Origin of the sequence: Paraburkholderia sp. BR14374 (assembly GCF_040948685.1) — a bacterium.
GTDB classification, from domain to species: domain Bacteria; phylum Pseudomonadota; class Gammaproteobacteria; order Burkholderiales; family Burkholderiaceae; genus Paraburkholderia; species Paraburkholderia youngii.
Genome location: NZ_JBFPKF010000005.1, coordinates 387755 through 399927, shown reverse-complemented (window position 1 = coordinate 399927; position 12173 = coordinate 387755). Strand labels below are relative to the sequence as shown.

The window sequence follows — 12173 nt, the reverse complement described above, 5'->3', positions numbered from 1 at the left end:
ATGAGCGCATCATTCGATGAGTGGGCGCCGTTCCCTGCTTCTGAATTGGATCTGACCGTATGAACTCCGTGACCGAACCTCTCGTGCGGCTTGCCGCGCGCGTCGATGCCATCCAGCCTTTCTACGTGATGGAACTGGCCAAAGAGGCCGCGATGCTCGAACGAGCCGGGCGCGACATCATTCACATGGGCATCGGCGAGCCGGATTTCACCGCGCCCGAACCGGTCATCGAGGCGGCCGCGAGCGCGCTGCGCCGCGGCGTCACGCAATACACGAACGCGCTCGGCGTGCACGAGCTGCGCGACGCGATTTCCGCGCATTACGCCGAGTTCTACGGCATCGACGTCGATCCGGCGCGGATCGTGGTCACGGCGGGCGCGTCGGCAGCGCTGCTGCTCGCGTGCGCGGCGCTCGTCGATCGCGACGACGAAGTGCTGATGCCCGACCCGTGCTATCCGTGCAACCGACATTTCGTGATCGCCGCCGAAGGCAGGCCTGTAATGGTGCCGAGCGGGCCGGCTGAGCGCTTCCAGCTGACCGCCGCCGACGTCGAACGCCTGTGGGGCGAGCGCACCCGCGGCGTGCTGCTCGCGTCGCCGTCGAATCCGACCGGCACGTCGATCGAGCCGGCCGAACTCGAGCGGATCGTCAAGGCCGTGCGGGCGCGCGGCGGCTTCACGATCGTCGACGAGATCTACCAGGGCCTCAGCTACGACGCGAAGCCCGTGTCGGCGCTGTCGTTCGGCGACGACGTGGTCACCGTCAACAGCTTCTCGAAGTACTTCAACATGACCGGCTGGCGACTCGGCTGGCTCGTCGTGCCGCCCGCGATGGTCAGCGCGTTCGAAAAGCTCGCGCAAAACCTGTTCATCTGCGCGTCGGCGCTCGCGCAGCACGCGGCGCTCGCCTGCTTCGAGCCGGAGACGATCGCGATCTACGAAGCGCGGCGCCTCGAATTCAAGCGACGCCGCGACTTCATCGCGCCGGCGCTCGAATCGCTCGGCTTCTCGGTGCCCGTAATGCCCGACGGCGCGTTCTACGTGTACGCCGACTGCCGCGGTGTCGCGCATCCCGCGGCCGGCGACAGCGCGGCGCTCACGAAGGCGATGCTGCACGATGCCGGCGTCGTGCTGGTGCCGGGCATGGACTTCGGCACGCACGCGCCGAGGGACTACATCCGGCTGTCGTATGCGACCGCGTATCCGAAGCTCGAAGAGGCTGTCGAGCGGCTGGCGAAGCTGTTCGGGCGGCATTGATGTTTAGGCACTGAGCCGGCGGCTACCGGCCTGCCAGACGCAAAAAAGGACACCCTCGGGTGTCCTTTTTTTCGTGCGGCTAGCAAATGTCTAACTCAAGCCCCCAGCTCCGACGCCGACGCCACATGGCGCGTTGCCGAATTGGCGCTGGCGTCGTCCTGCTGATCGGCCGGCTGCGAGTGCGCCGCCGGAGTCTCCGAGCTCAGCGCGTGGCCGCCCTGCAAGGTCACCTGGACGCGCTTGCCGTTGCCGCCGCTCGTCGAGGCGGCCGGCGCCGGCGTCGTCGACGCGCTCAGCACCGGAGCTTGCGGCGCATTGATCGGCACCTTGCGGCCGCGTGCGACATCGCGCAGACGACCGCGCTCGGCCATCACCTTCGCGCCGTAGCCACCGTCGTCCGACGTGCTCGAGCCGACGTACAGACGCAAGCCACCCGGCAGCGAGCCGCCGCGCGCGATGCAATCCTTCAGCACCAGCGCACCGACCTTGATGTTCGCGAGCGGTTCGAGCGCAGCGCTCTGGCCGCCGAAATACTGAAATTTGTCCGAATGCACCTTCGACATAACCTGCATCAGGCCCTGTGCGCCGACGCCGCTCTCGGCGTACGGATTGAAGCCCGATTCGATCGCCATCACTGAGAGCAGCAGCAGCGGATCGAGGCCGACTTCGCGGCCGGTGTCGAACGCGGCCCTCACGAGCTCGCTGACGGGTTCCTGCGCGACGCGATAGCGCCGCGCAAGGTACGACGCGACCAGGTCCTGCTCGTGGCTCGACACGAGCACGCGGTCGTCGCGCGCATCGGCGGACACGCGTTGCTGTGGAATCAGACGCGCGAGCGCGCTGACGCCCTGCATCGTGCGTGGATCGAGGCCGTTGAGCGCGACAGTGCTGGTGCCCGGCGTGGCAGCGTTGTCGAAGGCGCCGTCGAAGCTGGTGGTCGCCGAGGTCAGGGTCATGCTGCCGTCGCTCGACCCATCGGCGGGGCTCGGCGTGTTCGGTGCGGTCGGTGAATTGGCCGACAGCGATTCGTCGGAGGATGCACCGGCGTTTCTGATCGGTCCGATGGCCGGCAGCGGGTTGCCTTGCAGCAGGCGGGCGGGACCCGCTTGCACGGCGGCGGAAATGACCGGCATCAGACGCGCAGCCAGCGCGCCGCGCCAGGTCGGCATCAGCCACAGTGCGAGAGCCAGCACCACAGCGACCCCGCCGACAATGCTGAACAGGTGATGACTCAGTCGCGTCCCGCGGCGCAGCGCACCGCGCACAGCCTGCGCAATACGCTCATCAGGACGCCACGATAACCAGGCGTTCATTCAGATCTCCCATCTTGCATGATCCGCGAACTCCGCCGGGTCAAGTCAGGCGGTACAGCGCGCTCGCAGAGTCAAGACATCGCGTGCTCTCTGGTTGGGCAGCAGCGACGTCGGGAAAACGGCAACAAATACCGTTTCGGGGAGCCATCTCAAAAACAGCCCACACATACTCAATGTGTACGGGCATGGCTCCCACGCGAAAAACCAGCGTTGGTGGACGCTGGTGAGGGACTTCAATAATGCCGTTCTACCCTGCAGGGAAGTAAAACGGTGACGCGTTGCGTCTGAGGACCGGGGGCGACGGTAAAAAGGTTAACGCCCTGCAACCAATGTGGACGGATTCTATGCACGGTTTTATAGATCGTCAACACTATAGAATGCAATATCTATAACTATTTGTAATTATAAACAGTGTTCAGTCCGCCGGAAGCCCTGTTCTATGTGCCTTTTAGGCGATCCGACCCTGGCTGTTCGGGATAGACCATTTGGTTGATCTACGTGCGCTGGCTAACGCAGGTAAAATCGACAATCGTTTTTTGCGCCACGCAGATACCACCGTCGGTCCTGCTGCGCCCTCAGTCCTATGCGCCGTGCATGCGGCCTTGAACCCGTCACAGATGAAATACAAAGACTTGCGCGATTTCATCGGCCGCCTCGAGGCGATCGGTGAAATGCGCCGAATTTCGCAAAAGGTGTCGCCGAACCTCGAAATGACCGAACTGTGCGACCGTGTACTGCGCGCGGGCGGTCCGGCTCTGCTGTTCGAGAACACCGAGCGCCATGCGTTGCCGGTGCTCGGCAATCTGTTCGGCACGCCGCGCCGCGTCGCGCTCGGCATGGGCATCGATGCCGAAGCGGGCGCGGGCGACCAGGCGGCGCTCGAATCGCTTCGCGACGTCGGCCGGCTACTCTCCGCGCTGAAGGAACCGGAACCGCCCAAAGGTTTCAAGGACGCCGGCAAGCTGCTGTCGCTAGCGAAGGCCGTGTGGGACATGGCGCCGAAGACGGTCAGCGCGCCGCCCTGCCAGGAAATCGTCTGGGAAGGCAACGACGTCGACCTCGGCAAATTGCCCATCCAGACATGCTGGCCCGGTGACGCCGGGCCGCTGATCACCTGGGGTCTGACGGTCACGAAAGGGCCGAACAAGAGCCGACAAAACCTGGGTATCTATCGCCAGCAACTGATTGGGCGCAACAAACTGATCATGCGCTGGCTCGCCCATCGCGGCGGCGCGCTCGATTTCCGCGAGTTCGCGCTGAAAAATCCCGGCAAGCCGTATCCGGTGGCCGTCGTGCTCGGCGCGGACCCGGCGACGACCCTCGGCGCGGTCACGCCGGTGCCCGACACGCTGTCCGAATACCAGTTCGCCGGCCTGCTGCGCGGCGGGCGCACCGAGCTCGCGAGATGCATCACGCCGGGCGTCGACGGTCTGCAAGTGCCCGCGCGCGCCGAGATCGTGCTCGAAGGCTTCATCTATCCGCAGGAAGGCGCGCCCTCGTCCGCTCCGGCCGGCGCGCCGCCGCGTCCGTCGAAGGGTGCGTCGGCCATGTACGAACACGCGCTCGAAGGCCCGTATGGCGATCACACCGGCTACTACAACGAACAGGAGTGGTTCCCGGTCTTCACGGTCGAGCGGATCACGATGCGCCGCGACGCGATCTATCACTCCACCTACACCGGCAAACCGCCCGACGAGCCCGCGGTGCTCGGCGTCGCGCTGAACGAAGTGTTCGTGCCGCTGCTGCAGAAGCAGTTCACCGAGATCACCGACTTTTATTTGCCGCCCGAAGGCTGCAGCTACCGCATGGCGATCGTGCAGATGAAGAAGAGCTACCCCGGCCATGCGAAGCGCGTGATGTTCGGGGTGTGGAGCTTCCTGCGGCAGTTCATGTATACGAAGTTCATCGTCGTCGTCGATGAGGACGTCAATATCCGCGACTGGAACGAAGTGATCTGGGCGATCACCACGCGAGTGGACCCGACGCGCGACACGGTGCTCGTCGACCGCACGCCAATCGACTATCTCGATTTCGCGTCACCGGTAGCCGGCCTCGGCTCGAAGATGGGGCTCGACGCGACCAACAAGTGGCCGGGCGAAACCGACCGCGAATGGGGCCGCCCGATCGTGATGGACGAGGCGGTCAAGCAGCGGATCGACAGCTTGTGGAACGAGTTGGGCCTCGGTCTGTAAACGCGCGCCAAACAACACAACCAATACGGATGGAGCGCTCGCGCGGATGCACGCTTTTTCAATGATGTCGGACGGCTTTTTTCTGTCCTTGTCGCTATGCCTCGATATCGGTCTCGTCAACGTCGCGATCATTTCGCTGACGCTGTCGCACGGCTTCCGGCCGGGCTTCTGGCTCGGCCTCGGCTCGTGCGTCGGCGATCTCATCTACGCGGCGCTCGCGCTCGCGGGCATGGCTGCGCTGCTGCAGTTCGAATCGGTGCGCTGGGTCGTGTGGATCGGCGGCGCGGCGATCCTGCTGTTTCTCACCTGGAAGATGGCGCGTGAAGCGATGTTCCCGGCCACGGCACCCGCTGTTGCCGGCGAAGGCGACGCTACTGCGCATCAGTCGCCATGGCGCGGCTTCCTGCGCGGCGTGCTGCTGGCGGTGTCGTCGCCTTCGGCGATCCTGTGGTTCGCGGCGGTCGGCGGCGCGCTGATCGCGAAAGCCGGCGCAACGAGCCCGACGACCGCACTGATCTTCCTCGGCGGCTTCTTTCTCGGCGGCCTGTGCTGGACGCTTTTTATCTGCGGGCTCGGCAGCCACGGACGCAAGCGCGCGGGCGCCGGTCTGCTGCGGGCGTGTCACGTTCTGTCGGCGCTGCTGTTCGCCTATTTCTCGTACAGCGTGATCGTCAACGGGTATCGCGACCTGATCGTACAAAGCACTGCACAAGTAGCAAGCTGAAGCGGTTCACGCATAAGAAAGCGGCTCGCATCGGCGAGCCGTTTCTTCATGCGGCTCGACGTGAGTCGCTCATGCGAGGTACTGCGCGAGCTTCGGCAAATCGACGTTGCCGCCGCTCACCACCACGCCGACGCGCTTGCCCTTCACCGGCACGATGTCATTCAGCACCGCCGCCGCCGCGAGGCAACCGGTCGGTTCGACGACGATCTTCATGCGCTGCGCGAAAAAGCGCATCGTCTCGATCAGTTGCGCATCGCTGACCGTTTCAATTCGCGCGACCAGCCGACGGATGACCGCGAACGTGTAATGGCCCAGATGCGTCGAGGCCGCGCCATCGGCGATCGTGCGCGGAGTATCGATATGCACGATCTCGCCGCGCGCGAGCGACTGCTGGCCGTCGTTGCCCGCTTCGGGCTCGATGCCGATCACCGTGCAAGCAGGGCTCAGCGCGGCCGCCGACAACGCGCTGCCGCTGATCAACCCACCGCCTCCAAGGCACACGAACAAGATGTCGAGGGGGCCGGTGTCGTCGATCAGCTCCTTGACCGCGGTACCCTGCCCGGCAATCACGTGCGGATGATCGTACGGCGGAATCAGCGTCATGCCACGCTCCTCGGCCAGGCGCCGGCCGATCTCCTCGCGATTTTCCTTGTAGCGATCGTACGTGATCACTTCGCCGCCGTAGCCTTTGGTCGCGGCGACCTTGGCCTCGGGTGCGTCGTGCGGCATCACGATCGTCGCGTGAATGCCGGCGAGACGCGCCGACAACGCGATGGCCTGCGCGTGATTGCCCGACGAATAGGTCAGCACTCCGGCCTTGCGCTGCTCCGCGTCGAAATGCGAAATCGCGTTGTACGCGCCGCGGAACTTGAACGCGCCCATGCGCTGGAAGTTTTCGCACTTGAAGAACACCGACGCGCCGGTGCGCTCGTCGAACGTGCTCGACGTCAGAACGGGGGTACGGTGCGCGACGCCTTCGAGACGCGTGGCGGCGTCGAGGACGTCATCGAAGGTGGGAGCGGGAAGCGCTTGCATCGGCGGAACTCTCCTGGAGCGATGGCGAAGCAGCCATTCTCCCAGCTTCATCCATGCTTTGGAACGGTGCTCGCGCGAGCGCGCGACACCTGCGAGGAAACACGGCGGAAAGCAAAACCAGCGATACAAATAGAAGCGGCGTAACCCGGCACAAGCCGGTGTTACGCCGTCGAGGTTCCCGCGCGCGTCATGCGCGCCCGCGCTTCTTCTTAATGACGATAGTACGGGTGCCCGTACCAGCCGCGATAGTAGCCACGGTAGCCGTGGTAGTAGCCACGATAATAAGGATGGCCATAGCCGTAATAGCCTCCGACCACCACTGGAGCCGGGGCGACGACAACCGGCGGCGCATACACCGGCGGAGGCGGCGGCGCGTAATAGACGGGCGGCGGCGCCGCGTACACCGGATAGGCCGGCGCGATCGGCACCCCAAGGCCGATACCAACGGAAACACCTGCCTCAGCAGCCCCGGCAAGTCCCAAGCCGAGTGCGGCTGCAACGACGAATGGAACGATCTTTTTCACTTCTATTCTCCTAGGGCGGCCTGCCAAGGTCGCCGACTGCGCATGCCTCGCATGCTGTGAAACCAATGTATCTAAAAAGCCCCGCCCGGACTGTTCGCATTTGTTGCAAATTGCAAGGGCAAGCCGAAGCGTTTTGCCGGGCGCCGCACGTGCGCGCCCACGCGCCGCCGCGGCGACAGCCAAAGGAGCCGTGAATCAAGGGCTTGCACGCGAGCGACGGGCCGCGGGTCATAGGTCTGATCGAACGCGAGGGGCTAGAGTTCGCGCATCGGTAAACTTTAATTACAAATTCGCTTCAATCCTGACAGGCGGGAGAAATTTCCCAATAAAAAATGCCCGGCTCAATGGCTCGAGCCGGGCACTTTCTCACCTGCGAAGACCGCGCGACTAGCCGACCTTCACGTACACGAATTCGCGGGACACATTGGGCGGCACGTATGCGCCGCTGATCCGCACGCGCGGCGTCAGGCGCTTTTTCTGATCCCACCAGCGACGGCGCTGGGCGTGCGTCAGGAACCGCAAGTGTTTTCGGTAAGAAAAAATACTCATCGCTACCCTCCCGATTTTCTGCCTACGAACGAAGTACGAAAATACGACCGTCAAAACCGGCTCATCGACCACTGTTCCTGTCACTACGATTGTGAGCAGTTTTCACACCCGTGGGCGTCGCGCCGCCCGATGACCGACCGGTGGCGCCATATCGCCCGCAAACTCATCCGACGACAGCTGTCGAGCCGCGCAAGGGGCCGGCTCGCGCCCGCGCATTGCGGATGCGAGATACTGCTGCTTTCCCGTTCACACGATCCGTCTGGAGCAGGTGACCATGTCCCAGTCTTCCTTGCCGCGCGTCGGCTTCATCGGCGCGGGGCGGCTTGCGCGCTGTCTCGCTCTCGCGTTCGCGCGCGCCGGCTACCCGGTCACCGCGGTGGCGAGCCGCTCCGCCGATTCCGCGCGCCGGCTCGCCGCCCAGTTCGCGCACTGCATGGCCTCTGACGACCCGCAACAAGTCGTCGACGCCGCCGATATCGTTTTTTTAGCCGTTCCCGACGACAGCATCGGTACGACAGCGCACACACTCCGCTTTGGCGGCGATGCGGCAAGCCACCCCGGCAAGGCGCTCGTGCACTGCAGCGGCGCGTCGCCGGTCGAATTGCTGGCGCCGGCGCGCGATCAGGGCGCGGCGATCGGCGGCTTTCATCCGCTGTATCTATTTAGCGGCGAGCTTGCCGATCTCGAACGGATCGCCGGCTGTTCGGTGACGATCGAAGCCGACGGCGAACTGAAGCAGACACTGACCGCGCTCGCGCTCGCGCTGCGCTGCCATCCGCTGTCGATTCCGCCGGGCGGCCGCGTGCTGTATCACGCCGCCGCGCACTACGCGGCGAGCTTTGCGCTTTGCAGCCTCGCCGAATGCGTCGCGTTGTGGCGCACGCTCGGCTTCGCCGAGGACGATGCGCTGCGCGCGCTTCTGCCGATGCTCGCCGGCACGATCGAAACGGCGCGCGACAAGGGCCTGCCGAACGCGCTCGCGGGGCCGGTATCGCGCGGCGACACGGGTGTCGTCGAGAAGCAGCTGGCGCTGCTCGAAAGCTTCGACGGCGACCATGCCGCGCTCTACGGTCTGCTGACGCGCCGCGCGGTCAACCTCGCCCGACGGCGTACCGCGCCGCCCGCGACGATTGAAGCGATCTCCGAAGCTGTGGAAGAATCGCTGGGCCGCTCGCTGAATCAGGCGGCAGCAGGTGCAAGCGTCAAGTAAGCCGTGATAATGTGACGTCCGGCGCGCCGGGCGAAGCAGATGCGAACCACGCGACGACCCGCGCCGCGCCTCGGGATCAACAGACGAGAACGCACAATGATCAAGGTCAGCATCCTCTACCCGTACCGGGAAAATGGCCGCTTCGACATGGACTACTACTGCGCGACCCATATGCCGCTCGCGGCGAAGCTGTTCGGGCCGGCGCTGAAAGGCTGGTCGGTCGACGCGGGCCTGAACGCCGGGCCGCCCGGCACGCCGCCTCCTTACGTGGCGGCGGGTCACTTCCTGTTCGACAGCGCGGACGATTCCTATGAAGTGTTCAAGCCCGCGTCCGAGCAACTATTGGCGGATATCCCGAACTACACGGACGGCGGCAATGGCACGATCCTGATCAGCGAGGTCCGGACTTCCGTGTGATGCCGGACAGACAACCACCGGCAGGCGGTGCGCAATGGCGCGAACCTCCGGTTGGCTAACCAGGTAAATCCAGAAAACCGCCGGCGCGCACCGATCTTGCGACGCCGGCAGCCCGCGGCCCGCCGGTGGCCGTTATCAGAAGCATAAGGACCCGAGATGTTTGGCGATATCGCCCGTTTTCTGCTCAATACCATTTTCACGCTGTTCGGCGCCGCGCTGCTGTTACGCGCGTGGCTGCAGGTCGTGCGCCTGCCGCCGTACAACCCGGTCTCCAACGCCGTGCTGCAGGCGACCAACTGGATCGTGCTGCCGCTGCGGCACATTCTGCCGAGCACGCGCAGGATCGACTGGGCGAGCGTGGCCGCGACGCTGATCGCCGCGATTATCTACGTCGTCCTGATGATCGTGATGACCGGCGCCGATCCGCTGACGCTCGTGCCGACGCTGCTGATCGTCGCGGTGCTGACCGCGATCAAGTGGGCGCTCAATCTGGTCATCTGGATGACGATCCTGATGGCGCTGCTGTCATGGCTCAATCCGCGCTCGCCGGCGATGCCGATTCTGTATCAGCTGACGGCGCCGTTTCTGAATCCGCTGCGCCGCGTGCTGCCGAAATTCGGCGGTATCGACCTGTCGCCGATCCTGCTGTTCGTGATCGTGCAGGTGCTGCAGATGGTCGTCACGCGCGCGGCGGTTCAGCTGACTTATTTTGTGATCTGAGCTGATCGCGCTCGAGACGCCGCCGCTTGCGACTGCATGCGGCGGCGTTTTCGTGTCTGCTGATCGTAGTGGCGGCTTCGACCGCCCTCAGGCGGTCAATTTCCGGATCGCCAGGCTCGGTCGCGAGCCGTGGATCAGAACGTATTCCAGTCACTCTGTGCTGCCGCGGCCGCTGCCACGCGCTCGCGCGCAGGCACGGCCGCCGCGGCCTGAGGCAACGCCGGCTGGTCGACACGCACGCGCGCCGACGCTTGAGTGGGCGCCGGCGCCGGCTTTGGCAAGGCCGCCGCAAAGGCACGGCTCTCCGCCGTCCGGAACACCGACACCGTCTGCTTCATCTTGCGCGCCTGCGCTTCGAGCGATTGCGCAGCCGCCGCGGCCTGTTCGACGAGGGCCGCGTTCTGCTGCGTGGTCTCGTCCATCTGCGTGACGGCTTGGCCGACCTGGTGAATGCTGCGGTTCTGCTCTTCGGAGGCCGTCGCGATCTCGTCGACGATATTCGACACGCGATGAATCGCGTCCTTGATATCGGCCATCGTCGTGCTGACTTCGGCCGCCTGCTGCGTGCCGCCCTCGATGATCGCAACCGACGTCGTGATCATCTCCTTGATCTCCTTCGCCGCGCTGGCCGAGCGCTGCGCGAGGTTACGCACCTCGCTCGCAACCACCGCGAAACCGCGCCCCTGCTCGCCCGCGCGCGCCGCCTCGACCGCCGCGTTCAACGCAAGAATATTGGTCTGGAACGCGATGCCTTCGATCACGCCGGTAATCTCCGAGATCTTCGTCGAGCTGCCGCTGATCTCGCCGATCGTGCGCACCATGCCCTCGACCGCCGTGTTGCCGGTGTTGACGACCTGTGCGGCCTGAGTCGCGAGCGCGCTCGCGTTTCGTGCGTTGTCGCTATTGCGGCCGACGGTCTGCGTCAACTCCGACATGCTCGCCGCGGTCTGTTCGAGCGAAGCGGCCTGCTCTTCGGTGCGAGCGGACAGATCGATGTTGCCGCTCGCGATCTGCTGCGAAGCGATGCTGACCGACTCGGCGCTTTCGCGGATCGAGCCGATCGTCGACGCGAGACGCTCCTGCATGTGCGCGACCGCGCGCAGGATGCTGCGCTCGTAGGCCGCGCCGGTGTGCAGGCGCTCGCTCAAGTCGCCGCCCGCGATCTGCTCGACGACTTTCGCGACTTCGGCCGGTTCGCCGCCGATCTGCCGCACGACCGCCCGCGTCACCAGCAACCCCAGGCCGATCGCAATCGCGACGCCGACGAGCGCGCAGCTCGCGATCCACCAAGTCACCGAGCGAACCATGTCGACGCCGTTCGCGACGCGCTGTCTGGCCAACTCATCCCGCACGTCCGACAGCTTGATCATCAATGTGCGCAGCTTGACGTGCAGCGGGTCGGTGGTCGATTTGAGCTCGGCGAGCGCGCCGGTCTGATCGCCCTGGTCGGCCAGCGCCATCACCTTCGCGACCGAGCTCATATAGGCCGGATAGGCGGCGTCGAAGTCGCTCAGCAATTGCTTTTGCGCGTCGGTGGTCGCGTGCTTGCGCTCGTAGTCGAACGCCGCCAGGATCGCCGCTTCACCGCCGTGATTCAGGCGCACCGTATCGGCGCGACCCGCCGGCTCCGGATTCAGGATGTATGAATAGAGGCGGCGGAAGTGCGAGGCCGCCTGCCACGCGGCGGTGCCGTCGTCGCGCACCGGCACGAATTCGCGGTCGTACATTTGGGTTTGCATCGTCGCGACTTCGCGCACCTTCAGCACACCGACCGTGCCGACGATGGCCGTCACGAACGCGCACAGCATCAACGAGCCGACAAGCTTGTGGCTCAGTTTCAGATTGGAAAACCACTGCATCTTGGGAAAGTCTCTTGAACAGGATGGGGAGCGCCGGGGGCGTGCCGGCTTGCGGGTGCGCAAGCGCACGGTGTTGGGCAGCACTCGGGTTAACGGCAGGCGCAGACGCCATCTGAAGACGCGCGCTGTTCTGGCCGTCAACGCGAACAGGCGCGGTGGCTGTTCGTGCGCGCGAACCATACCCCTGCCCAAACCGCCCAAAAGCCTGTAAAATTGCGAGTTCCGCGGGCGTCGTATAATGGTAATACCCTAGCTTCCCAAGCTAGAGCCGTGGGTTCGATTCCCATCGCCCGCTCCACTTTCCTGCTGAGCATTCAGCGGAAGCTAGCAAGAGCCGCCTCCCTGAAGGCGGCTTTTTTGTAGTGGCAACGGCC

The 12173-nt window shown here is 64.9% G+C and carries 11 protein-coding genes and 1 tRNA gene; 7 read left to right on the top strand and 5 right to left on the bottom strand.

What is annotated here, in order from left to right; translation table 11 throughout:
- Window positions 1-59 precede the first annotated feature (59 nt).
- On the top strand, window positions 60-1256 hold the full coding sequence (locus tag AB3X86_RS15000; RefSeq protein ID WP_176105299.1) for a pyridoxal phosphate-dependent aminotransferase: 1197 nt from the start codon (window positions 60-62) through the stop codon (window positions 1254-1256).
- Window positions 1257-1351: 95 nt separating this feature from the next.
- On the opposite strand, the gene AB3X86_RS14995 is transcribed toward AB3X86_RS15000, so the two are convergent.
- A complete protein-coding gene (locus AB3X86_RS14995) occupies window positions 1352-2569 on the bottom strand; it encodes a transglycosylase SLT domain-containing protein (protein WP_368596547.1) in 1218 nt (405 codons plus the stop codon).
- A 617-nt stretch (window positions 2570-3186) separates the two neighbouring features.
- Between AB3X86_RS14995 and AB3X86_RS14990 the strand changes: the two genes are divergently transcribed.
- Both AB3X86_RS14990 and AB3X86_RS14985 read left to right on the top strand, forming a co-directional pair.
- Window positions 3187-4761: a UbiD family decarboxylase gene (locus AB3X86_RS14990; RefSeq protein WP_368596546.1), complete on the top strand. Its 1575-nt coding sequence runs from the start codon at window positions 3187-3189 to the stop codon at window positions 4759-4761.
- A 46-nt stretch (window positions 4762-4807) separates the two neighbouring features.
- Complete coding sequence (locus tag AB3X86_RS14985; protein WP_176105296.1) at window positions 4808-5485, top strand: LysE family translocator; 678 nt, start codon at window positions 4808-4810, stop codon at window positions 5483-5485.
- A 69-nt stretch (window positions 5486-5554) separates the two neighbouring features.
- On the opposite strand, the gene AB3X86_RS14980 is transcribed toward AB3X86_RS14985, so the two are convergent.
- From AB3X86_RS14980 to AB3X86_RS14970, 3 genes are all read right to left on the bottom strand, one after another.
- Window positions 5555-6520: a threo-3-hydroxy-L-aspartate ammonia-lyase gene (locus AB3X86_RS14980; protein WP_368596545.1), complete on the bottom strand. Its 966-nt coding sequence runs from the start codon at window positions 6518-6520 to the stop codon at window positions 5555-5557.
- 209 nt (window positions 6521-6729) lie between these two features.
- On the bottom strand, window positions 6730-7044 hold the full coding sequence (locus AB3X86_RS14975; RefSeq protein ID WP_176105294.1) for a hypothetical protein: 315 nt from the start codon (window positions 7042-7044) through the stop codon (window positions 6730-6732).
- A gap of 387 nt (window positions 7045-7431) precedes the next feature.
- Window positions 7432-7593: a hypothetical protein gene (locus AB3X86_RS14970; RefSeq protein WP_013090236.1), complete on the bottom strand. Its 162-nt coding sequence runs from the start codon at window positions 7591-7593 to the stop codon at window positions 7432-7434.
- Window positions 7594-7867: 274 nt separating this feature from the next.
- Here AB3X86_RS14970 and AB3X86_RS14965 point away from each other — a divergent pair, with 274 nt between their 5' ends.
- The 3 genes from AB3X86_RS14965 to AB3X86_RS14955 all read left to right on the top strand — a co-directional run bounded on the left by AB3X86_RS14965 (window position 7868) and on the right by AB3X86_RS14955 (window position 9940).
- Complete coding sequence (locus AB3X86_RS14965; protein ID WP_368596544.1) at window positions 7868-8803, top strand: Rossmann-like and DUF2520 domain-containing protein; 936 nt, start codon at window positions 7868-7870, stop codon at window positions 8801-8803.
- 96 nt (window positions 8804-8899) lie between these two features.
- Window positions 8900-9220 (top strand): EthD family reductase, encoded by a 321-nt coding sequence (locus AB3X86_RS14960; RefSeq protein WP_368596543.1) that lies wholly within the window; start codon window positions 8900-8902, stop codon window positions 9218-9220.
- A 156-nt stretch (window positions 9221-9376) separates the two neighbouring features.
- The gene (locus AB3X86_RS14955) at window positions 9377-9940 is read left to right on the top strand and encodes a YggT family protein (protein ID WP_176105291.1); all 564 of its coding nucleotides are present in this window, start codon (window positions 9377-9379) and stop codon (window positions 9938-9940) included.
- Between the two features lie 134 nt (window positions 9941-10074).
- On the opposite strand, the gene AB3X86_RS14950 is transcribed toward AB3X86_RS14955, so the two are convergent.
- Window positions 10075-11799 (bottom strand): methyl-accepting chemotaxis protein, encoded by a 1725-nt coding sequence (locus tag AB3X86_RS14950; protein WP_368596542.1) that lies wholly within the window; start codon window positions 11797-11799, stop codon window positions 10075-10077.
- 224 nt (window positions 11800-12023) lie between these two features.
- Here AB3X86_RS14950 and AB3X86_RS14945 point away from each other — a divergent pair.
- Window positions 12024-12097: transfer RNA gene (locus AB3X86_RS14945), tRNA-Gly, on the top strand.
- Window positions 12098-12173 lie beyond the last annotated feature (76 nt).

Coding starts and splice junctions, on each gene's coding strand:
- AB3X86_RS14950 (WP_368596542.1), bottom strand. CDS start 11,799: ATGCAGTGGTTTTCCAATCTGAAACTGAGCCACAAGCTTGTCGGCTCG.
- AB3X86_RS15000 (WP_176105299.1), top strand. CDS start 60: ATGAACTCCGTGACCGAACCTCTCGTGCGGCTTGCCGCGCGCGTCGAT.
- AB3X86_RS14970 (WP_013090236.1), bottom strand. CDS start 7,593: ATGAGTATTTTTTCTTACCGAAAACACTTGCGGTTCCTGACGCACGCC.
- AB3X86_RS14965 (WP_368596544.1), top strand. CDS start 7,868: ATGTCCCAGTCTTCCTTGCCGCGCGTCGGCTTCATCGGCGCGGGGCGG.
- AB3X86_RS14995 (WP_368596547.1), bottom strand. CDS start 2,569: ATGAACGCCTGGTTATCGTGGCGTCCTGATGAGCGTATTGCGCAGGCT.
- AB3X86_RS14990 (WP_368596546.1), top strand. CDS start 3,187: ATGAAATACAAAGACTTGCGCGATTTCATCGGCCGCCTCGAGGCGATC.
- AB3X86_RS14960 (WP_368596543.1), top strand. CDS start 8,900: ATGATCAAGGTCAGCATCCTCTACCCGTACCGGGAAAATGGCCGCTTC.
- AB3X86_RS14955 (WP_176105291.1), top strand. CDS start 9,377: ATGTTTGGCGATATCGCCCGTTTTCTGCTCAATACCATTTTCACGCTG.
- AB3X86_RS14985 (WP_176105296.1), top strand. CDS start 4,808: ATGCACGCTTTTTCAATGATGTCGGACGGCTTTTTTCTGTCCTTGTCG.
- AB3X86_RS14980 (WP_368596545.1), bottom strand. CDS start 6,520: ATGCAAGCGCTTCCCGCTCCCACCTTCGATGACGTCCTCGACGCCGCC.